The sequence below is a fragment of the Clostridioides sp. ES-S-0049-02 genome (genome assembly GCF_020658465.1).
In the GTDB taxonomy this organism is placed as follows: Bacteria; Bacillota; Clostridia; order Peptostreptococcales; family Peptostreptococcaceae; genus Clostridioides.
Window position 1 is genome coordinate 96,340 of the sequence record NZ_JACVWG010000010.1, and the last position, 21,391, is coordinate 117,730.

Annotated in this window: 23 protein-coding genes, 1 rRNA gene and 1 other annotated feature; of the genes, 2 read left to right on the forward strand and 22 right to left on the reverse strand. The window is 29.0% G+C overall.

Going from position 1 to position 21,391, the window contains the following annotated elements:
* Window positions 1-3: 3 nt before the first annotated feature.
* The 13 genes from IC213_RS16685 to IC213_RS16745 form a co-directional block, all read right to left on the reverse strand.
* Window positions 4-999 (reverse strand): ABC transporter ATP-binding protein, encoded by a 996-nt coding sequence (locus tag IC213_RS16685; protein WP_227436351.1) that lies wholly within the window; start codon window positions 997-999, stop codon window positions 4-6.
* Entirely contained in the window at window positions 1,000-1,836 is an 837-nt protein-coding gene (locus tag IC213_RS16690) for a PHP domain-containing protein (protein ID WP_227436354.1), read from the reverse strand.
* 3 nt (window positions 1,837-1,839) lie between these two features.
* Entirely contained in the window at window positions 1,840-3,009 is a 1,170-nt protein-coding gene (locus IC213_RS16695; RefSeq protein ID WP_227436356.1) for an alpha-D-ribose 1-methylphosphonate 5-triphosphate diphosphatase, read from the reverse strand.
* On the reverse strand, window positions 3,010-3,723 hold the full coding sequence (locus IC213_RS16700) for a phosphonate C-P lyase system protein PhnL (protein WP_227436358.1): 714 nt from the start codon (window positions 3,721-3,723) through the stop codon (window positions 3,010-3,012).
* A gap of 40 nt (window positions 3,724-3,763) precedes the next feature.
* The gene (locus IC213_RS16705; RefSeq protein ID WP_227436360.1) at window positions 3,764-4,636 is read right to left on the reverse strand and encodes an ATP-binding cassette domain-containing protein; all 873 of its coding nucleotides are present in this window, start codon (window positions 4,634-4,636) and stop codon (window positions 3,764-3,766) included.
* Window positions 4,629-5,498, reverse strand: a complete 870-nt coding sequence (locus tag IC213_RS16710) for an alpha-D-ribose 1-methylphosphonate 5-phosphate C-P-lyase PhnJ (protein WP_227436361.1) — start codon at window positions 5,496-5,498, stop codon at window positions 4,629-4,631. Before IC213_RS16710 ends, IC213_RS16705 begins: the two co-directional genes overlap by 8 nt.
* A gap of 18 nt (window positions 5,499-5,516) precedes the next feature.
* Entirely contained in the window at window positions 5,517-6,602 is a 1,086-nt protein-coding gene (locus tag IC213_RS16715) for a carbon-phosphorus lyase complex subunit PhnI (protein ID WP_227436363.1), read from the reverse strand.
* Between the two features lie 2 nt (window positions 6,603-6,604).
* Window positions 6,605-7,180: a phosphonate C-P lyase system protein PhnH gene (gene phnH, locus IC213_RS16720; RefSeq protein WP_227436365.1), complete on the reverse strand. Its 576-nt coding sequence runs from the start codon at window positions 7,178-7,180 to the stop codon at window positions 6,605-6,607.
* A gap of 14 nt (window positions 7,181-7,194) precedes the next feature.
* Window positions 7,195-7,626 carry a phosphonate C-P lyase system protein PhnG gene (gene phnG / locus IC213_RS16725; protein WP_227436367.1) on the reverse strand — a complete coding sequence of 144 codons (432 nt, stop codon included), beginning with the start codon at window positions 7,624-7,626 and terminating at the stop codon, window positions 7,195-7,197.
* A 265-nt stretch (window positions 7,627-7,891) separates the two neighbouring features.
* Entirely contained in the window at window positions 7,892-8,662 is a 771-nt protein-coding gene (locus IC213_RS16730; RefSeq protein ID WP_227436369.1) for a TatD family hydrolase, read from the reverse strand.
* A gap of 29 nt (window positions 8,663-8,691) precedes the next feature.
* Window positions 8,692-10,629 carry a methionine--tRNA ligase gene (gene metG, locus IC213_RS16735; RefSeq protein ID WP_227436371.1) on the reverse strand — a complete coding sequence of 646 codons (1,938 nt, stop codon included), beginning with the start codon at window positions 10,627-10,629 and terminating at the stop codon, window positions 8,692-8,694.
* 82 nt (window positions 10,630-10,711) lie between these two features.
* Window positions 10,712-10,960 (reverse strand) — a binding site (T-box leader).
* A gap of 65 nt (window positions 10,961-11,025) precedes the next feature.
* Complete coding sequence (locus tag IC213_RS16740; RefSeq protein ID WP_227436373.1) at window positions 11,026-11,547, reverse strand: spore maturation protein; 522 nt, start codon at window positions 11,545-11,547, stop codon at window positions 11,026-11,028.
* Window positions 11,548-11,562: 15 nt separating this feature from the next.
* Window positions 11,563-12,147, reverse strand: coding sequence for a nucleoside recognition domain-containing protein (locus IC213_RS16745; protein WP_227436375.1), 585 nt, complete (start codon window positions 12,145-12,147; stop codon window positions 11,563-11,565).
* Window positions 12,148-12,278: 131 nt separating this feature from the next.
* Between IC213_RS16745 and IC213_RS16750 the strand changes: the two genes are divergently transcribed.
* Window positions 12,279-13,709, forward strand: a complete 1,431-nt coding sequence (locus IC213_RS16750) for a nicotinate phosphoribosyltransferase (RefSeq protein WP_227436377.1) — start codon at window positions 12,279-12,281, stop codon at window positions 13,707-13,709.
* Window positions 13,710-13,746: 37 nt separating this feature from the next.
* The gene (locus IC213_RS16755) at window positions 13,747-14,175 is read left to right on the forward strand and encodes an Lrp/AsnC family transcriptional regulator (protein ID WP_021386461.1); all 429 of its coding nucleotides are present in this window, start codon (window positions 13,747-13,749) and stop codon (window positions 14,173-14,175) included.
* 211 nt (window positions 14,176-14,386) lie between these two features.
* Here the strand turns inward: IC213_RS16755 and IC213_RS16760 are convergent, their stop codons facing one another.
* The 9 genes from IC213_RS16760 to rrf all read right to left on the reverse strand — a co-directional run bounded on the left by IC213_RS16760 (window position 14,387) and on the right by rrf (window position 21,390).
* On the reverse strand, window positions 14,387-15,091 hold the full coding sequence (locus IC213_RS16760; protein ID WP_227436379.1) for an HDIG domain-containing metalloprotein: 705 nt from the start codon (window positions 15,089-15,091) through the stop codon (window positions 14,387-14,389).
* 22 nt (window positions 15,092-15,113) lie between these two features.
* Window positions 15,114-15,947, reverse strand: coding sequence for a 16S rRNA (cytidine(1402)-2'-O)-methyltransferase (gene rsmI / locus IC213_RS16765; protein WP_227436381.1), 834 nt, complete (start codon window positions 15,945-15,947; stop codon window positions 15,114-15,116).
* On the reverse strand, window positions 15,948-16,700 hold the full coding sequence (locus tag IC213_RS16770; RefSeq protein ID WP_227436384.1) for a tRNA1(Val) (adenine(37)-N6)-methyltransferase: 753 nt from the start codon (window positions 16,698-16,700) through the stop codon (window positions 15,948-15,950).
* Window positions 16,701-16,776: 76 nt separating this feature from the next.
* Window positions 16,777-17,670 carry a stage 0 sporulation family protein gene (locus IC213_RS16775; RefSeq protein WP_227436386.1) on the reverse strand — a complete coding sequence of 298 codons (894 nt, stop codon included), beginning with the start codon at window positions 17,668-17,670 and terminating at the stop codon, window positions 16,777-16,779.
* Window positions 17,667-18,602 carry an ATP-binding protein gene (locus tag IC213_RS16780; protein ID WP_227436388.1) on the reverse strand — a complete coding sequence of 312 codons (936 nt, stop codon included), beginning with the start codon at window positions 18,600-18,602 and terminating at the stop codon, window positions 17,667-17,669. The genes IC213_RS16775 and IC213_RS16780 overlap by 4 nt, the downstream gene beginning before the upstream one ends.
* A gap of 2 nt (window positions 18,603-18,604) precedes the next feature.
* The gene (locus IC213_RS16785; RefSeq protein WP_227436391.1) at window positions 18,605-19,294 is read right to left on the reverse strand and encodes a dTMP kinase; all 690 of its coding nucleotides are present in this window, start codon (window positions 19,292-19,294) and stop codon (window positions 18,605-18,607) included.
* Window positions 19,295-19,391: 97 nt separating this feature from the next.
* Window positions 19,392-20,801, reverse strand: a complete 1,410-nt coding sequence (locus IC213_RS16790) for an aminotransferase class I/II-fold pyridoxal phosphate-dependent enzyme (RefSeq protein ID WP_227436393.1) — start codon at window positions 20,799-20,801, stop codon at window positions 19,392-19,394.
* Between the two features lie 159 nt (window positions 20,802-20,960).
* Entirely contained in the window at window positions 20,961-21,152 is a 192-nt protein-coding gene (locus IC213_RS16795) for a DUF378 domain-containing protein (RefSeq protein WP_227436395.1), read from the reverse strand.
* Window positions 21,153-21,273: 121 nt separating this feature from the next.
* Window positions 21,274-21,390 (reverse strand): 5S ribosomal RNA (gene rrf / locus IC213_RS16800).
* Window position 21,391: the final 1 nt, after the last annotated feature.

The following is a 21,391-nucleotide window of genomic DNA, read 5'->3' on the forward strand; positions in this document are numbered from 1 at the left end:
CTATTAAGCACATCCCTCTGATTTATATTCTACAATTCCTTCTTTGGGAATTTTAAAATTTATTTTAGACCCTATACATAGTTTCATTTGTTCTGCAACTTTTGAAACTATATCTAATTTTATTTTCTTAGAACAATACTCAACTGTAATTCTATAGTTAAATCCTCTAAATTCAATATCTAAAATCTCTCCAACTTTGATATCATTGTCTTTAGAATCTCTATTAAATTCTACTTTTATATCTTCTGGTCTGATAGCTATCTTATTAATACCATCATCTATAAAGTTTATTGTTCCTATAAAATCAGCTACAAAAGGGGTCTCTGGATTTTTATATACTTCTTTTGGAGTCCCAACCTGTATTATTTCTCCACTATTCATAACAACCATTTTATCCGCCAAGCAAAGTGCCTCTTCTTGGTCGTGAGTTACCATTATAGTAGTAATACCCAGTTTTCTATGTAAGCTTCTAATCTGTTCCCTAAGTTTCAATCTTACTTTTGCATCCAATGCAGATAATGGTTCATCAAGAAGTAAAAAATCTGGCTCTAGAGCAATTGCACGAGCTAGTGCGACTCTCTGTTGTTGCCCTCCTGATAATTGAGAGGGATACTTTTTCTCATATCCACTTAATTCTACTACCTCTAAAACTTCATTAACTTTCTTATCAATATTAGATTTATTTATATTTTTATTTTCTAAGCCAAAAGCTATGTTTTTGTAAACAGTCATATTTGGAAATAGTGCATATGACTGAAAAACTATACCAAAATTTCTACTTTCAGGTGGTGAGTTTGTCATATCTTTATCATTTATTATTATTTTTCCATCATGTTTGTCTTCAAGCCCTGCAATTATCCTAAGCAATGTACTTTTCCCACATCCACTTGGTCCCAATAAACAAATAAACTCTCCTTTTTCAATATCAATAGATATGTCTTTTAGCACTTTAGCTTGTCCATAACTTTTACTTACATCTTTAACTTGTAAAAAAGACATTTATAAAACCCCTCCTAAGGCTAACCTAAACTTAAATAAATCTTCTCTATTTAAGCTTTTACTTCCTAGGTCACACTCATGCTGAGAGTAAAGCCCATGATAATCTGAGCCTCCTGTAACAACTAAGTTGTATTTCTTAGCATAAGAAAGTGACTCTTTTTCTAAGTCTTTATTGTGAGATGGATGATACACTTCTATCCCATCTAATCCAACATTCACCATATCTTCAATAGCATTAAAATTGTCCATTTGCCCAGGATGAGCTAGTACGCAAATTCCACCAGAACTTTTTATAGCTCTTATTGCATCTTTATAATCTACATATTTTAAAGATACATACGCCTTACCATTTCCTCTATGAAACAACTCTTTATATAAACTTGAATATATTTTATCTGTGTATCCTTTATCTATAAGCGCTTTCATTATATGTTGTTTAAATATTCCAGTCTTTGATGAATATTTCTTTACATCTTCTAGAGATATTTTATATCCTAAATCTATAATTTTATTTACCATCTTAACAGATGCTTTATGTCTATCACAAACCATTGGATTACATAAATTTTTTATTTCTTGACTATTTAAATCTATGTTATAGCCCAAGATATGAACTCTTTTTCTGTTTTTATAATCGTATGCTGATATTTCTATACCTGGTATTATAGTTATTCCATAATTTTCTCCCAATATGATAGCTTCATCTAATCCAGACAATGTATCATGATTTGTTATTGCTAAAACACTTATATTATTTTCTGATGCTCTCTTAATTATTTCTTCTGTAGTGAAGTTATTATCTGATATGCTTGTATGACAATGTAAATCTGTTAACAATCTTTATACCTCCCTTTTATAAACTGTTTTTCCATTTACAATAGTATTTACAACTCTTGGATACTCACTATCAATATCCAATAAAACTAAATCCGCTTTTTTATTTTCTTTTATGCTACCTCTTTCACCATATATACCAACTGCTTTAGCTGGATTTGAAGTAAATAGGTTAACTGCTTTATTTAGATTGTTAGTTTCTTGTGCAACTATGCACATGGACTTTATCATTGCTGATGGAAGATAGTCTGAACAAACAATATCACAACAGTCTTCCAATATAGCATCCATTGCCTTTAAGTTGTTATTATGAGATTTCCCTCTTACAATATTTGGGGCACCTAGACAAGTTAAAACACCCAATTTCTTTGAATATTTTGCAACTTCAAGAGTTATAGGAAATTCAGATACATTAACTCCTATATTTTTTATAAAATCCATTTTTTCTAACGTATCATCATCATGTGATGCAACATTTATATTTTTAGTTTTTGCCACTCCGATGACACTGGCTATTTTATTCCAATCTAAATTATCATGTAAATCTACTAAGTCATCTAACCATGTATCTACATAATTTTCTGTTACTCCCCATACCTTAGTAGCATACTCTCTATAGAACTTTGGATTTGTATACTGACCTTGTCCTGGAGAATGGTCCATTATAGATAAATAGTCTATTTTATCTTCTTCTAACAACTCTGACACCTTCTCTAAACCTTCATGGTATAACACTTCATACCTTAAGTGAACTTTATGATTTATATTCTTACTATTTATATTTTTGTACGAATCGATATTTTCAATCATTTCCAAAGAATTATCAATACTTCTAACTCCTACTCCATCACCCAAAGATATAGAATGATAAACTGTTGTTATTCCATTTGCAGGTAGTTTTTTATCTAGTTCATAAAATGCCATATTAAATGGTAATAATGTACTTGGTCTTGGCTCTATTTCCTTTTCAATAGCATCACTATGAATATCTATGATACCAGGTATAACATATAAGTTTTTTGCATCTATTATTTCATCTATCTCGTTGAAATCTAGTAAATAATCAATCTTATCATTTGAGACTTTCTTTATTGTATCTCCTTCTATAATTAAATGGCCATTTTCTAATATTTTATCTTCCAATACAATATTTGCATTATGAATTAATTTTACCATCTAAGCTACCCCACTTTCACTTATAGTGCCTTTTGTCATAGTAAATGTTTTATCTATAACAGTCTCCATAAATTCTATATCATGAAATATCCCTATCATTGTAGTTCCTTGATTTTTAAGTTCCAACATTTTTTCTTTTACGTATATTTTAGATTGATTATCAAGTGATGCAGTTGGTTCATCAAGTAACAAAAGCCTAGGTTTTTTGACCATAGCTTGTGCTAGATTTAATCTTAATTTTTCTCCGCCAGAAAAATTATTCGGATAAGCATCCCACAAGTTTTCCTTTATTTCAAACTGAGTTAGTATATCTTTTGCCATATCATATGCACAATCTTTTTCAAATCCACTCTCAATTAAAGAATGTACTACTAGCTCAATAGCCGTTATTCGTGGAAGTGTTTTTAAAAACTGTGATACATATCCTATTTCCTTTTTTCTAAGATTTATCATTTCTCTGTCACCAATTGTAGATAAATCTATCTTTCCATATATTTCTGAGTTAAATATTATTTCTCCAGTCGTTGGGATATATGTTTTATAAATACTTTTTAATATAGTAGACTTTCCCGCTCCAGATTTTCCTATTATTCCTAAAAATTCACCTTTGGAAATTGTAAAATTTATTTCACTACACGCTTTTATAGTTTTATTTAATGCATGTAATTCAAAATCTTTGCTAAAATTATTTACTTCAAGTATAATTTCTTCCATTTTATTTAAAACCCCCATTTTACTTATTTACAAATATTATTTATAGTAGTGAATTTATAAGTTGCTGAGTATATGGATGCTGTGGGTCTTCCATTATTTGGTCTGTTAAACCAGATTCGATTACACTTCCATTTTTCATAACAATTGTCCTATCAGCAAGCATTTTTATAACATCAAAGTCATGAGATACTACTATCATAGAGATTTTAAGCTCTCTTTGTATTTCCCTTATTAAATCTAATACCTCAGCTTGTACAGAAACATCCAGTCCTGTTGTAACTTCGTCTAATAAAAGTATTGGAGGATTATTAGAAAGTGCTTTTGCTATTTGAACTCTTTGTTGCATTCCCCCACTAAAATATTTCGGTTTGTGGTCTATTCTTTCTACAGGTATATTAGTCTTTACTAGAAGCTCTTTAGCCCTATCTCTTATTTTCTCAACATTATATATATTAGCCATTAATAATTTCTCTGCTATATTCCCACCACTACTAAAATTCAAATTTAAACCAAGGTGGGGATTTTGATATACAATACCCATAAAATGATTCTTTATGTACCTCTTTTTTTGGTCTGAGAGTTCTAATATATTTGTACACTTGTCATAATTTGACATGTACACTTCTCCACTATTTGCATTCTCTTGAAAAAACAAAATCTTTAACAATGTACTTTTTCCTGAACCAGATTCTCCAACAATACCAAGAACTTCTCCTTCATAAAGTTCAAGATTTACATTATTACATGCAACTATAGAACCACAATATTTACATATATTATTACTTTCATATCCTGTACTCTCAAAACAATTTTCACATCCATCTCCATAAATAAGATTAATATTTTTTCCTATTAACACTTGTTTATCTATATTTTCTATTTTTTTGTCTTCGCCTAGTTTTGCACTACTCATTCCAAGCACCTCCAATTGCCACATCTACGCCATCATTTCTTAACCTAACTTTTTCACAATAACTTGTATCAGAACAGCTATAGTACTTTTCATTAGTATCACCATCATATACTTCATCTAGAAATGTATTTGAACTTTTACATAAACTACAATGTTTTCCTTCAAATTTTTCCTCTTCAAATTTATAGTCATCAAATTCTAAAGGTTCTACCTTTGTGTATGGAGGTATAGCGTATATTCTCTTTTCTCTACCTGCACCAAATAAAAATAAGTTATCTGACATGTTTAATTTCTTTATATCAAATCTTGGTATTGGCGATGGATTCATTAAATATCTATCATTTACTTTACATGGATACTCTGCTGCTATTGATATATCATCAAATTTAACTATATCTTCATACAGATATACCCACATCCTACTATAATCTTCTTCTGAATGCATTCTTCTTGTCTCTACTTCACTAGGCTCTACTATTCTAAGTGTCTCTGGTATTGGCACTTGAAATATCAGTATTTGATTAGACATTAATTTTTCTTCTGGTATTCTATGTCTTGTTTGAATCAATGTAGATTTTAATGTATCTTTTGTAGTTTCTACATTACTTACACTTGAAATAAAATTTCTTATATTACAAGCATTTGTAGAATCATCACTTCCTTGGTCAATCACTTTTACTACATCACTTTCACCAAGCAATGATAGGGTTAGTTGTAGTCCTCCAGTCCCCCATCCCTTAGCAATAGGTAATTCTCTTGAACCAAAAGGTACTTGATAACCAGGTATTGAAACTGCTTTTAGTATTTTTCTTCGGATTTCTTTTTTTGTATTTTCATCTAAAAAACCATAGTTATATATCACTTAATTTCCCTCCATATCCTATTTTATTCTTTCTACATCTGCTTTAAAATCTACATAGTGAGGAAGCTTAAAGTGAGATATAAACCCTAATGAATCTATACCATCTATATGAAGTAATACAAATTCTTCATCTTGGGCTAATTTTTCACTATTTGGTTCCAAAGATTTATCTAGTATAGCCATAGATATAGCCTTATTTTCATTATTTCCCATACAAAGACCATATCCTAAAGACATTTTATTTATATCTCCCGATTTATTTTTAGAATTTTCAGACTTACTTTGTGATGCTTTTGATACTATTTCACACTCAGTAACTAACATTTCTCCGATTGTTATTTGCTCATCTTCATAAATAGGATGTTTTATTTTTATATATACATCTCCTGTCCTAAGTTCACTTATATATGGATGTTCATCACCAAAACCTCTTACAATAGAATAAGCAAACCCTGATACGGCTCCACTTTCACCTCTAGTAAGTGCCTGCAATTTAGCTGACCTAGAAACTGGAAATCTTAGGCTGTTTCTTGTAATATCATCTATTACTTCTTCTAATTTATCTTCATAAGTATCCTCTTCCAACAAATTCTCTTTTCTAAATATATTAGATACTTTTGTGAATTTAGGTATTTCATTCACTTTTTCTAAGTCATTTATATAGTTAGCTTTAAAATCTCTATTTTTTTCTTCATCTTCTTTAAGCAACTCTACATTTAGTATTCTATTTTCATAATCTCTAGTTGCTCCAAGATACTGCCCTCCTGGTATATCTTTAAATGTAGCTGATATTCTTCTACCTATTCTCATTTCTTCTGTATTTATAGGTTCTGAATAGGTTACTCTAGGCATTGTTGACCTTAATGCTCTTATATAGAAAGATGCTTCTAATATATCACCTTGAGCCTGTTTTATAGCTAATGCAGATAATTCCTTATTGTATAGACTTCCTTCAGAAATCACTTTGTCCACAGCATAAGACATTTGCTCTTTAATTTGTTTTACATCTATTGGTAGGCTTTCTCCTTTTATTCTATAAAATTCAAGTATATTTTTAGCCTGTAATATAGCTTCTTCTCCACCTTTAACTGCCACATAAGCCATTATTATAATACCTCCCAACTTAATTTTGATGACCTTGGTATAAATGCAAGTTCTCCTTTGTTATCTATTAAAATCAAATCTGACCCTGTCGGATAGTCTTTATTTATCATAAGTAATCTTTCTAAGAATTCTTGTTTAACTCCATCTATATATAAATTCTTTTTAGATTTTATACCAGGACCACTTAAATAAAGTCTTATGAATTTATCTTTATAATCTGTTGATAGTTCATTTACTTGGTGTATTATAGTTGTACTTTCATCAGGATATTCAAAAGAACCTATTTTAATTTGTAGTATATCTAATTCTGAATTAATATCTAAAAACAGATAATCTGATTTATTGTAATTTACTTGGTTTGACATTGTCAGCGCTCTTATATTTTTTATATCTTCTTTAGTACAGTTTTCTATATAGAAGGTAACTTCTTGGTCTAATAAAGTAATTGCTATACCAATTGCTCCATTTGATAATTTTGTATTATTTTCTATATTTATATTATTGATGTTATTTAATTTCCCAGGAAATGAAGCACTATCTAGCAACTTTCTATATATTTCTTGCGTGTAACTTACCATGATTCTCCTCCTACTTAATCCATAGTATTGAATTGGACTTTTGTTTTATTAATTAAACTAAATTCATTAATAAGTTCTTGCTCATATCTTAAACTTTCTTCACAGATACTTTTATTTATGTAGTTCTTTAATTCATCAAATTTATTATTATTGCTATGTAAAACTGCATCTATAGTTGCCAAGCAAATAACTTTTTTTTCATTATTTTCTGCAACTATACCATAACCTAAGCTTTCATCTACCTTAACACTACACTCTGTAACTAGTATTTCTCCTAAATTAAATGTAGTATTTTTTACACTTTCGTTGGCTCTCACCATCACTGTAGCTAAGCTAGGGGCTTTAATTATAGAAATGCTTGATGTATTTTTTATCATTAAATATATTTGCTCTAATTTCTCATAGTTCATATTTATCAATATCTTAGTACTATCAACTGTATGCAAAATTTTGCCTCCTTAATCTTTCCTTTATTTACTTATTTCTAAGAATATAATATACAATCTAAGTTAAATGGATATTATGTTTGAGTTAATTCTAGTGAATATCTTGTAAATTCTTTTTTAACAATGTTAAGAAGTATGTTGTAAAACTAATAAAAAATTATAATATTACAAATAAAAAAAGCATACCATTCAAACTGAATGGTATGCTTTTTCTATATTTATAACTATTATTTTTGTATAATTGTAAATTTTATTTTTAATTTACTTATTTTATATTAAAGAACTTCTTCGCATTTTCTTTAGTAATTTTACACACTTCCTCATAAGATATTCCTTTTTCTTGAGCTATTTTATCTGCAACAAAAGCTACTTGAGAAGGATTATTTCTCTTTCCTCTATGTGGTTCTGGTGACATATATGGTGAATCAGTTTCTATAAACAGTCTTTCTAGAGGTATCTCTCTTACAACTTCTCTAGTTTTTTTATTATTTTTAAAAGTAACTGTTCCTGGAATTGATATATAGCATCCCATTTTAACATATTCTCTAGCTAATTCCACATTACCACTATAACAATGAAGCACACAACCTATTTCAGGACTCTTAGTGTTTTTTATTATCTCAAAAGTATCCGCATGTGCATCTCTATCATGTATTATTATTGGAAGCTTTAACTCATTAGCTAGTTCAATTTGTTTCTTAAACCACTCTTTTTGCTCTTCTCTTGGAGAATAATCATAATAATAATCTAACCCAATCTCTCCTATAGCCACAACCTTTTCATTTTCAGTTGCAAGTCTTCTTAGAGTGTCTATTGCTGTATCATCTAGTTTTGATACATCATGTGGATGTACCCCAACTGCCGAATATATAAAGTCATATTTTTTTGATAGTTCAATTGCTGTTATAGAAGTTTCTATATCTGCTCCTGGATTTACAACCAAATCTACACCTTTTTCTTTTAATGAACCAATAAGTTCATCTCTATCTTCATCAAAACTTTCATCATTTAAATGTGCATGTGAGTCAAATAACATTTTTTATCTCCTTACTGTTTAATTGCCTATTAGCGAACCTCGCATCCATCCTTGGCACCTTGTGTAAATGGTAGAACATAAGGGTCACCATCATCTCCTGCTGCTAATATCATCCCTTGAGATTCTACACCTCTTAACTTAACTGGTTTTAAGTTACATACCACTGTAACCTCTTTACCAACTAAATCTTCTGGTTTATAGTATTCAGCTATTCCAGACACTATTTGTCTTGTTTCTGGTCCAATCTTAACTTGTGATACTAATAATTTATTTGCTTTTGGATGCTTTTCACAACTTATTATTTTTCCTACTCTAAGCTCTATTTTATCCAAATCATCAATAGTAATTTCTTCTTTATGCTCTAAAGGTTTTTCTTCTACTGGAGGTTTCCCAGAAAACATTTTAGTTAATTCTTCTATTTCTTTTTCTACATCTAGTCTTGGGAATAAAGGTTCGCCTTTAAACACTTTTACGTTTTCTCCAATAAGACCAAATGTCTTTGTGCTTTCCCATGTAGTTATATCATCTTGACCTTGTATTCCTATATGTGCATATATCTTATTAGCAGTTTCATTCATTATAGGATTTATTAGTGTTGCAATTATTCTTATAGATTCACATAAATTATATAAAACTGTATCTAATTCATCTTTTTTACTTTCATCTTTAGCAAGCACCCAAGGCATAGTCTCATCTATATATTTATTAGTTCTTCTAACTAGTTTCCATACACTCTCTAATGCTTCATGGAATTGCATTTTATCCATTTCAGCCTCAAAATTTTCTCTAGTTGATACAGCTTGCTCTTTTAAATCAGCATCAAAATCAGTTGAAGTTTTTACTGTTGGTATTATACCACCGTTGTATTTTTCAACCATTGCTACAGTTCTACTTACTAAGTTTCCTAAATCATTTGCTAGGTCATAATTTATTCTTGTTACAAAATTTCTATGAGTATAACTTCCATCTTGACCAAATGCAAACTCTCTTAATAAGAAATATTTAAGAGTATCTATTCCATATCTTTCTATTATTGGCTCTGGATAAACAACATTACCCTTTGATTTACTCATTTTATCATCAGCAAACAATATCCATCCATGACCAAATACTTGTTTTGGAACTTCTAAACCTAAAGCCATTAAAAGTGCTGGCCATATTATTGTATGGAATCTCACTATCTCTTTACCTACTATTTGAACATTTGCAGGCCAATATTTTTTAAATTCTTCATCATTATCTGTCATATATCCTAATGCTGTTATATAGTTACATAAAGCATCTACCCATACATAAATTACATGCTTTTCATCAAAAGGAACTTTTATTCCCCAGTCAAAAGTTGTTCTTGTTACACTTAAATCTTCCAGCCCTTTATCTAAGAAATTTGCCACCATTTCATTTTTTCTAGCAGCTGGGAAACAGAAACTATCGTCTTTAAATAACTCTTTTAATCTATCTTCATATTTAGATAATCTAAAGAAATAAGATTCTTCTTTTACTAAGTATGTTTCTCTTCCACAATCAGGACATTTGTTTCCTTCTAATAACTGTGATTCTGTCCAGAAACTCTCACAAGGAGTACAATATCTACCTTCATACTCTCCTTTGTATATATCACCTTGTTCATATAACTTAGTAAATATTTTTTGTATTATATCTGTATGTCTTTTTTCTGTTGTTCTTATAAAATCGTCATAAGATATATCCATAGTATTCCATAATGCTTTTATATCTTTTATCATTCCATCAAGGTATTCTATTTCTGACATTCCTTGTTCTATTGCTTTCTTTTGTATTTTTTCACCATGTTCATCTGTTCCTGTCAAAAACTTTACATCATATCCACAGAAACGTTTAAATCTAGCTATTGTATCTGCAGCTACTGTTGAGTAAGTATGACCTATGTGTAATCCTCCACTTGGATAGTATATTGGTGTTGTTACATAAAAACTCGGTTTGCTCATATTACTTACCTCCTAATTTTTTATCGTTCATAATTATATATATTTCATTTAAAATAATAAAAAATCGCCTCCTATGATTTAACATAGGGGCGAGATTATTCACGGTACCACCCTAATTCATCTATAACGATTATGTTTCACATGAAATGTAGAAATTAACTTTATAGATACCTTAGTAGACTATAACGTGCCTAACCGTTTTACCTTAGCATATATGCTCAGATAAAAAGCTCCAAGACCATCTTCAATAAATCTTTTTACACTAGCTTTCACCTAACCTAGCTCTCTGATAGAAAAAATCCTTATCTACTCTTCTTTTCATAGCTTATAATTCATATTACAATTTATTTCTATATAATCACTATATTATAAAATTTTTCCCACATTGTCAACAAATTATACAAATATTACATAGCAAATAAAAACTGCTGCTATAACTCCTGCAACATGACTAATCATAGCGCATGACAATGTATGTCTAGTATTTTTTATCTTTAAACTCCCATAATAGATTGCCATTGTATAAAAAATAGTCTCAGAAGAGCCTACAATTGTAGCACCCATTTTTTCTACTAAACTGCCTATTCCAACTCTATGTGCAAGTTCGCTATACATTCCCAAGGCACCACTTCCAGATAAAGGTTTTACACTTATTAAACCTATTAATTCTTTTGGTATACTCATCATATTTGCTATTGGTGTAAATAACCATTCTAACATATCAAGGCCTTTACCAGTTTTAAATATTCCTATTGCTAAAAATATACCTATTATATAAGGTAAAATATCCCATGCAGCCTTTAAACCATCAATTGCCCCTTTTACAAAACTATCATATACATCTATTTTTTTATATTTACCATAAACTACTATGTACAAAATTATTACTGGTATAAGTAAGTTTGAAAATACTTCCATATATCTACATCCCCTTTATCTATATCTTCTTTGAAAAAATTTACATGTTATTATTGCTATTGCTGTAGATATTATGGTTGCAAATAAAGTTGTAAAAATTATTTCACTTGGGTTTTGAGCTCCCATATCCATTCTTAATTTAATTATAGTAAATGGAATTATCTGTATAGATGATATGTTTATTACCATAAACATAATCATATCATTGGTAGCTGTATCTTTTTTGTTATTTAAAGTCTGAAGCTCACTCATTGCTTTTAAGCCAAATGCTGTTGCACCATTACCAGCACCCAACATGTTCAAGGCAATATTCATAACTATATAAGACATTGCTTTGTGACCTTTTGGAATAGAAGGAAACAATCTTCTCATTATAGGATTTAATTTCTGACCTATTTTTTCAATCAAGCCTGACTCTTTTGCAATATTCATTATACCCATCCAGAGTGCCATAATACCAGCTAGACTTATTGCAAATTCTATACCTTTTGATGTTTCACTCAATATAACTTTATTTAATTCTCCCATATTTTTAGAAATCAAACTTCCTATTATTCCTATTGATACCATGTAAAACCATATTTTTCCTATTATAATCAACCTCCTCTTTAAATAATTTTATGATAGTTAGGTAATACTTTATACTTGAAAGTTGTACTATATTATGTTTTAGTATAAGTGTGGGAGTTTTTATAATTTTTAATATTTAATAATAATTAAGGAGAGAAATAATGAGAAATCTAACACTTCTTACTGATTTATATCAGCTTACTATGTTAAATGGCTATTTTGAAAAAAATATTCACGAAGACATTGTTGTATTCGATATGTTTTTTAGAAAAAACGCTTGTGATGGAGGGTATACTATAGTTTGTGGTATTGATCAGGTTGTTGAATACATAGATAACCTTCATTTTTCAGATGAAGATTTGGAGTACTTAAAAAGCTTAAATTTATTTTCTGACAAGTTTTTAAAATTTTTGAAAGAGTTTAAGTTTACAGGAGATATTTATGCTGTTGAAGAAGGGACTATAATGTTCCCTAATGAGCCATTGATTACTGTTAAAGCACCCTTGTATCAAGCTCAACTTATTGAAACAGCATTGTTGACAATAGTCAATTTTCAATCTCTTATTGCTACGAAAGCATCTAGAGTTTGCTTTGCAGCTCAAGGAGATACTGTACTTGAATTTGGATTACGTCGTGCACAAGGTCCAGATGCAGGTATATATGGAGCTAGAGCTGCTGTAATTGGTGGCTGTTCTGGAACTGCAAACGTATTAGCTGGAAAGATGTTTGATGTTCCTATAATTGGTACACATGCTCATAGTTGGGTACAAAAATTTGATACTGAGCTTGAAGCATTCCAAGCATATGCTGATGTTTATCCAGATAAATGCCTACTACTTGTGGATACTTATGATGTATTAAATAGTGGTGTACCTAACGCAATAAAAGTCTTCAAAAATATTTCTGAAAAAGGATACAAACCTATGGGTATAAGACTAGACTCTGGAGATTTAGCTTATCTATCTAAAGAAGCAAAGAAACAACTCGATAGTGCTGGTTTTTCAGATATTAGTATAACTGCATCTAATGACCTTGATGAATACACTATAACATCACTTAAGGCAGAAGGAGCTACTATAAATTCATGGGGAGTAGGTACGAAACTCATTACATCTTTCGATTCACCTTCTCTTGGAGGAGTTTACAAATTAGCTGCATCTTGTGAAAAAGGAACGCTTGAACCTAAGATAAAGATTTCTGAAAATCCAGAAAAAATAAATAATCCTGGTTACAAGAAAGTTATAAGAATATATAACGAGGACAATAAAGCAGAGGCAGATTTAATTATGTTACATGATGAAGTTATAGATGAATCTAAACCTTTAGAAATCTTCCATCCTACATATACATGGAAAACGAAGACGTTTACAAATTATAAAGTTAAAGAGCTTCTTAAGCCATTGTATATAAAAGGAATATGCAAATATAATAAAAAACCTGTTCTTGAAATAAGAAATCATGTACAATATGAATTAAGTACTATCTGGGAACAATACAAAAGACTTTCGAATCCACACATTTACAAGGTTGATTTATCTAGAGATCTTTGGTATTTAAAAACAAAAATGATAGATTCTAAAAAAGTTTTATAGGCATTAATTATTTTTATTTAAGGGGGACTGTTTATTTATGGATGTTACAGATTACAGAATCATAGAAATTTTACAGGATGATGGGAGAATTTCTATGAAGGACTTAGGAAAAATAGTTGGTTTAACTTCTCCTGCAGTTTCAGAAAGAGTCAAGAGATTAGAAGAATCTGGTGTTATAGAAGGATATAAAGCAATTGTTAATCCAGATTCATTAGGTAGAGTTATAAAAGCGTTTATTCACATATCTCTTCCAAGTAATGGATATACAGAATTCATTGAGTCTGCTGGAAAGGACCCTAGAATTGTAGAATGTCACCACATAACAGGTGATGATTGCTTACTTTTAAAAGTTATTGTAAAAGATATGTATGAATTAGAAAACGTGATTGATACTATAAAGAAAATAGGTTCTACCAAGACATCTGTTATATTATCAACACCGATACAAGCAAAATCAATATTGTAAGATAAATTGAACATTAATGGTTTATTCGCTAATACACCATTAAATATTTTTAATAAAATTTTAAGTTTTGATGTAAAAAAAGTTGTCTTTTTTAATTCTATTAAAGACAACTTCTTTTAGGTTTTTAAAGTTTGTATATTTTAAATTTAAATCAATTGTATAAGTCTTAAATTATATTAACTAAATAAGTCTTAAATTATATTAACTAACTTTATACATTTGTATAATTACTCTTATATAAGTAATTTGTTAGAATATATTCCATATAGGTCTTTAATACTCCTACTTCTTCATCCTTGCCTAATAATTTTATAGTAGATACTATATCTGCATATCCAAGTAATATTATACCTATAGTATCTTCATCTACTAAATTAAATACATTAGCTAACTCTTTTTTACTCAAATCATTTTTCTTATATAAAGATAAAAGTGTCATATGATATCTTACATATTTACTTATAAGTTTATATGTCTGTATTGATAACTCTAAATTTGTACCCATATTATTTACTATTTGTGCACCTATTTTTTCATGATTTGTAAAATGAACTCTACCTGTTTCATCTAAAGTTACACTATCTGGCTTTCCTATATCATGTAAAAAGATTCCTAACTTTAATGCTTGTGACTTATTTATTTCATCATCAATATATAAATTCAAATAATTTGACACATGTTCTCTCAAATGATTTGGAAAAAATTCTTTGTCATTTAGCACTACTTCTAATTCTTTTAATGCATTTATAGAATGTTCAAAACAGTTAACAACATGATATTTACATTCTCCTACAGATTTCATTGCTTTTACTTTAGGGATTGCTTTTTCTAGTTCATTCTTTTTATCCAACTCTATAAACGTTTTATGTGTATCTTTCCTTTTTAAACTCTCTATTATAATTTTTCCTATTTCCATAAAATCACCTCAGATTCAGGTTTTATAAATCCAGAACTTGTTTATAAACAATATCCTTTTTTAATTTTCTATCTTTACAAACTACTTTTATTGCATCTTTTTTGTTCATACCACTTTCAATTAACTTTAAAACATATTCTCTATCTGTAAGAGCATCATAATCTCTTTTTTCTGATTTTTCACCATAGAAACCTTCTACTATTAATACAAACTCTCCTCTTACTTCGTTTTCTTCAAATATTTTTATAACAGTTTCTATATCTTCTCTTATTATCTCTTGATATTTTTTTGTGAGCTCTCTATTTACAGAAATTTTTCTATTTCCAAGAATTTTAAGCATATCTTTTAGTGTATCCTTCAATCTATGTGGTGATTCATAAAAAATTATAGTTCTGCTTTCCTCTTTTATTTCTTCTAGCTGTTGTCTTCTAACTTTTTTATCTCTATCCAAAAAACCTTCAAAAACAAATTTATGTGTATCCATACCAGAGCCAACCAACGCTGTTACAAATGCTGTTGCTCCTGGTAATACTTCTATCTCTATATTATTTTGTATGGACTGTCTTATTATCTCTTCTCCTGGGTCAGATATACCAGGCATACCTGCGTCACTTATTAAAGCTATGTTTTCTCCATCAATTAATTTATTGATTAAATAATCGCCTTTTGAATCTTTATTGTGCTCATGATAGCTAGTCAAAGGTTTTGAGATTTCAAAATGATTTAAAAGCTTTATACTGTGTCTTGTATCTTCTGCCGCAATTAAATCTACTTCTTTTAAGATTCTTAAAGTCCTATACGTTATATCCTCTAAATTTCCAATTGGTGTTGGACATATGTACAATTTTCCACTCATCTATAACTCTCCTATATCTTCATTATTATATATTGATTTTAATTCTTCTGTATAATTACCATCTTCTCCATAGACATATAGTGGGTCTAATATCTTAAGCTCTGGTCTGCCATCTTTTACAAATTGAACCAAAACCAAATTAGGTGCTTTTTTAGGTCTTGGATGAACAAACTGAATAACTTTTGGCTCTAATCTGTATTTTCTCCCTAAAGTTATTATATCAACCAATCTTGTTGGTCTATGTATCATGAAAAATTTACCTCTAGGCATAACTAATCTAGATGCGGTCTTTATTACATCCTCTAGATTACATTTTACTTCATGCCTTGATATTGCTTTTTTATCATTTGGATTTTTTATACCATCAATATGCATATATGGAGGATTTGATGTAACTACATGATATCCATTAACTTCCAAAACTTTGTCTATTGATTTTATATCTCCATTTATAATCTCAACTCTTTCTTCCAAATTATTTAGTTTTATAGAACGAGTTGCCATTTCATATACATCATCTTGTATTTCTACACCAATAATTTTCTTAGCTTCACTTTTACCTGCAATTAGAACTGGTATAATTCCTGTACCAGTGCCTAAATCAACAACTTTAGCATCTTTTTTTACTTTTGCAAAATTAGCTAATAAAACAGCGTCTATACCAAAACAAAACCCATTAGTATCTTGTATAATTTTAAGACCTTTTAATTGTAAATCGTCGATTCTCTCTGAATCTTTTAATTGTATGCCCATATATAACTCTCCTCAAATATTAGTAGCTCTAAGCATTAATTGCTTTAAAAAAGGTAGGAGAAGCCCTACCTTAAATTTAATCTTCTAATTTCTTTAACTCCTTTAGTGTAGCTTCATCTAATCCATCATTGCCCTTGCATTTACCACCACAGCCCTCACACTTTTTAGGCTCTTTAAGTATTTTTATATCTTCTCTTGTATATATTTTTACTGTTTTGTCTTGGAATTCCACTTTGATTTGTTCTAGCAAAGGATTTACCTCTACAACTTTTCCTTTTCCATCATCTGATTGCACCAATGCACCCACAACAGGCATTTTTTCTATTGCTTCACTATATACATCATGTTCATATTTTAAGCAACAGAATAATCTTCCACATATACCAGATATCTTTGTTGGATTTAAAGATAAGCTTTGGTCTTTTGCCATTTTTATTGAAACTGGTTGAAAATCACCTAACCAAGAAGAACAGCAAAGCTTTCTACCACAAGGTCCTAGACCTCCTATAGACTTTGCCTCATCTCTAACACCGATTTGTCTAAGTTCTATTCTAGTCTTAAATATGGCAGCTAAATCTTTTACTAATTCTCTAAAATCTATTCTACCTTCTGCTGTAAAGTAAAAAATCAATTTATTTCTATCAAATGTATATTCGCAATCTATTAAAAACATTGTTAACTCATGTTCTTTTATCTTTTGTTGACATAATTCAAAAGTCTCTTTTGCTTTTTCCTTATTTTCTAAATATATTTTCTTATCTTCTTCTGTAGCTATTCTTATAATTGGCTTTAAAGGAGAAACTAATTCGCTCTCGTCCATTTCTTTTGGCCCAACCACTACTTTACCATACTCTAAACCTCTTGCAGTTTCTACAACTACATCCATATCTTGCTCTATATTAAAATCAACAGGGTCAAAATAATATATTTTCCCCGCACTTTTAAACCTAATTCCTACTATTTTTATCATTTAATCACCTCGTATATATTTAAAGACATAACTTGTATGCTTATATTGAAATTACAATTACTTTTAATTTTAGTCTTTGTACCTTCTATTATATCAATAATTTTAGATAATTGAGAATAACTAATTTTTCCACTCATGTTTTGGATAAAAACTAGCTTATCTATATTTATTAACATATCTCTATTTACATTTTCTTTTAATAAAATAATGTCTCTAAAATAGTTTATCATAATATCCAATAAACTTATAATCTGATTTCTATATTTCTCCATGTTATTTGGTATATTTAGAATCTCTACTATATTTTTATCTAGCATTATTTGGATATATTGTTGTATATCGTCCCTCATTACTGAAAACTCAGCCGACTGAGATAAGTCTAAAGCATTTTCAATACTACCTCTTGAAAAAGTGGCCAATATTTGGGCTCTTTCTTCTTCTATGCCCTTATTTATTAAATAAGTTTTTAAATCTGCTATTGGTATAGGCGAAAACTTTATTATGTCACATCTAGATTTTATCGTTTCTAATAATGATTCTTTATTATTTGTGACTAAAATTATTATAGCGTAACTTGGAGGCTCCTCTAATGTCTTTAAAAGGGCATTTTGAGCTTCTACCGTCATCTTTTCAGCATTATTTATTATATATATTTTATAGTCTTTATGAGGTCGTACTACTATATCTGATTGTAAGTTTCTAATCTGAGCTATTTTTATACTATTTCCATCTGGATTTATAAGTACATAGTCTGGACTATTTTCTAGATTTACATAGTCAAGTAACAATTTTGATAGCTCATCAGCAAATTTCTTTTTTCCTATTCCATCTATTCCTTCAAACATATACGCATTATTAAGTTTATTTTTATTTATAGAATTTATTAAATATTTTTTTGCAAAATCTTGTCCTATAATATTTTCAAAATACATATTTATCTCTCCATAGATTTTATTGAATCAAGAACTATTTCATAAACTTCATTATGTATACTTTCAATACTTCTTAATTTATTATTTGAAACACAATTTATTTTTTTCCAATCATATTTATCTGCTATATATAGAGCATTATTATAAGATTTCTTTAAATACTCTATATCACTTTCATGAATATCTTTCTCTTTTTCTCCTGTAATTTTGTTTTTTCTATTCTCCATAAGTTTTTCACTAAACTCAATAGGAACATCTAAAAATACAACACAATCAGGTTGAGGTATTTTAAATAAATTAAATTCATAATCAGCCAGCCAGTTAAGATATTCCTCTCTATCAGCAATGTCCATTTTAGAAGCTTGGTGCACCATATTAGAGGTTGTATATCTATCAGCGATAATTATTCCACCTTTATTATAAAATTCCTCCCAATCGGTTTTAAATGATGCATATCTATCCGCTGTAAAAAAAGTTGATGCTATATATGGGTCTACATCTGAGGCATTTTTACCAAAATCCCCTCTCAAATACATTTTTACCAAAGCAGATGATTGAGACTCATAGTTTGGATATTCTACCTTCTTAATCATATAGCCTTCTTTTTTTAGTCTTTCATATAATTTTTTTGTTTGAGTTGCCTTTCCACTCGCATCTGAACCACTCTCTATAATTATTAACTTACCTCTCATTTTAATATCCTCCATCTAAACATTTTGCCTATTTTAGTATATTATTCAAATAAATTTATATATAAATATTCTATAGATTCTTCATAGTAATCCTACTTTATATATGTTCTAAATCTATTATTTCTATAAAATTTAAAGTCATATCTTTAAGTCCACTTATAACCATACCTTTAGAACTACAAAACTTTAAATAATCTATTATTTCTTTACTTATTATTTCGCCAGGGGATATTATATTTATCCCTGGTGGATATGGTACTATAGATTCTCCACATACTTTACCTATGCTGTCATATATTTTAACACTTTTTTTAGTTTTATAAAATGCTTCTCTAGGTGTTAATATTTTCTGTGGAATATCAACAGGATATTTTATGTTATCTAGTTTTGTAGATTTAAATTCTTTTATTACAATATCATCTAATGCCGTTTCTAAACTAATGAAATCTTGAGTACTATTTCCTATTGTACAGATTAATAGAACGCCATAATAATTAGACAACTCTACCTGTATATTATATTTTTTTCTTAAGATATTTTCTAATTCATATCCTGTTAATCCTATATTTTTAGCAGATATGAATACTTTTGTTTTATCATTTGTACTATATATTTCAAGATTTTTATTAACATTATTTTTGAAATTTTGGATATTATCTAAAAGTTCTTCCATTAATTCCTTGCCTTTATTTTCATATATATCTACAGCTAATTCTAGTGAAGATAATAATAAGTAAGAAGGACTTGAAGATTCAGTAATTCTTAACATGTTTGAAATTTTATCTAAGTCAACTCTATCTTCCTGTACATGTATCATTGATGATTGAGTAAAAGATGGAAGTGTTTTATGAGTACTTTGTATAACCACGTCTGCACCTTGCTCAAGAGCTGTTTTAGGAAGTTTCTCACTAAGTCCTAAATGTGCACCATGTGCTTCATCTACTATTACTACCATATTTTTGCTATGTGCGTAATTACAGATATATTCCAAATCATATGTCATTCCATAGTATGTAGGATATGTAAGCAATATTGCTTTTGCATCTAAGTTTTTATCTATTATATCAATTACATTTATTACATTCACACCTTTTAAAATATTAGTATTTTTGCATATTTCGCAAGGAATATATTCTATATCTACATCACCCAAAATACATCCGTTTATAACAGATTGGTGACAGTCTCTATTCACAATTATTTTACTTTTAGGATTACACACTGACATTATTGCAGATTGGATGCCACAACTGCTTCCATTTATTAAATAATATGTATAATCACTTTTAAATACCATTGCAGTATTTTCTTGAGAGACTTTTATAATTCCTTCTGGGGAATGTAAATTATCTGTCCCTATTATCTCAGTTGTATCCATTTTATACAAATTTTCTAATACATTTATATATCCTAATTTTTCATATATTTTTCCCTTTTTATGTCCAGGCATATGAAAAGATATTACTTCTTTATTTACAATTTCACTCAATTCATTAATTATAAACATATATTACTCCTTTTTCCCTACTGTTACCACTTGTTTGAAAACTTCGATTCCTATCTATTTTACCATTAAAAAAGATACAAATTAATATTTTTATAAAATAAAATACCTCATTCTAAATATTTAGAATGAGGTATTTAATATAAAAAAGTAAAAATTGAATTATTCTCTGTCATCAGACATTAAACTTGGTATTAAATACAATCCAGCTAGACCCACAACAAAGTATATTATTCTACTTATCATTTCATATGTTCCACCGAAAATGCTACCTATTAAATCTGTTCCTAGAATACCAATTGCTCCCCAGTTAAGTGCACCAATTATAGCTAAAACTAAAGCAACTTTCTTCATTCATATCACTCCTTAAGAATTAAATTTTTATGATAATCCATAATTCCTGTGTTTAGTTTTCCCAAAATGAAAAAAGAAATACATAATTTTTTTGTTTTTTTTGACAAAAATAAAAAAAATTACGTGGCTACGTCCTACTCTCCCAGGCAGTTTCCCACCAAGTACCATCAGCGCTAGAGAGCTTAACTTCTGTGTTCGGAATGGGAACAGGTGTATCCTCTCTGCTATTGTAACCACAT

What these genes read in the sequence shown, in the direction of transcription:
- IC213_RS16685 (WP_227436351.1), bottom strand. Translation starts at nt 999, where the DNA reads ATGTCTTTTTTACAAGTTAAAGATGTAAGTAAAAGTTATGGACAAGCT.
- IC213_RS16695 (WP_227436356.1), bottom strand. Translation starts at nt 3,009, where the DNA reads ATGGTAAAATTAATTCATAATGCAAATATTGTATTGGAAGATAAAATA.
- IC213_RS16700 (WP_227436358.1), bottom strand. Translation starts at nt 3,723, where the DNA reads ATGGAAGAAATTATACTTGAAGTAAATAATTTTAGCAAAGATTTTGAA.
- IC213_RS16705 (WP_227436360.1), bottom strand. Translation starts at nt 4,636, where the DNA reads ATGAGTAGTGCAAAACTAGGCGAAGACAAAAAAATAGAAAATATAGAT.
- IC213_RS16715 (WP_227436363.1), bottom strand. Translation starts at nt 6,602, where the DNA reads ATGGCTTATGTGGCAGTTAAAGGTGGAGAAGAAGCTATATTACAGGCT.
- phnH (WP_227436365.1), bottom strand. Translation starts at nt 7,180, where the DNA reads ATGGTAAGTTACACGCAAGAAATATATAGAAAGTTGCTAGATAGTGCT.
- IC213_RS16730 (WP_227436369.1), bottom strand. Translation starts at nt 8,662, where the DNA reads ATGTTATTTGACTCACATGCACATTTAAATGATGAAAGTTTTGATGAA.
- metG (WP_227436371.1), bottom strand. Translation starts at nt 10,629, where the DNA reads ATGAGCAAACCGAGTTTTTATGTAACAACACCAATATACTATCCAAGT.
- IC213_RS16740 (WP_227436373.1), bottom strand. Translation starts at nt 11,547, where the DNA reads ATGGAAGTATTTTCAAACTTACTTATACCAGTAATAATTTTGTACATA.
- IC213_RS16750 (WP_227436377.1), top strand. Translation starts at nt 12,279, where the DNA reads ATGAGAAATCTAACACTTCTTACTGATTTATATCAGCTTACTATGTTA.
- IC213_RS16755 (WP_021386461.1), top strand. Translation starts at nt 13,747, where the DNA reads ATGGATGTTACAGATTACAGAATCATAGAAATTTTACAGGATGATGGG.
- IC213_RS16760 (WP_227436379.1), bottom strand. Translation starts at nt 15,091, where the DNA reads ATGGAAATAGGAAAAATTATAATAGAGAGTTTAAAAAGGAAAGATACA.
- rsmI (WP_227436381.1), bottom strand. Translation starts at nt 15,947, where the DNA reads ATGAGTGGAAAATTGTACATATGTCCAACACCAATTGGAAATTTAGAG.
- IC213_RS16770 (WP_227436384.1), bottom strand. Translation starts at nt 16,700, where the DNA reads ATGGGCATACAATTAAAAGATTCAGAGAGAATCGACGATTTACAATTA.
- IC213_RS16775 (WP_227436386.1), bottom strand. Translation starts at nt 17,670, where the DNA reads ATGATAAAAATAGTAGGAATTAGGTTTAAAAGTGCGGGGAAAATATAT.
- IC213_RS16780 (WP_227436388.1), bottom strand. Translation starts at nt 18,602, where the DNA reads ATGTATTTTGAAAATATTATAGGACAAGATTTTGCAAAAAAATATTTA.
- IC213_RS16785 (WP_227436391.1), bottom strand. Translation starts at nt 19,294, where the DNA reads ATGAGAGGTAAGTTAATAATTATAGAGAGTGGTTCAGATGCGAGTGGA.
- IC213_RS16790 (WP_227436393.1), bottom strand. Translation starts at nt 20,801, where the DNA reads ATGTTTATAATTAATGAATTGAGTGAAATTGTAAATAAAGAAGTAATA.
- IC213_RS16795 (WP_227436395.1), bottom strand. Translation starts at nt 21,152, where the DNA reads ATGAAGAAAGTTGCTTTAGTTTTAGCTATAATTGGTGCACTTAACTGG.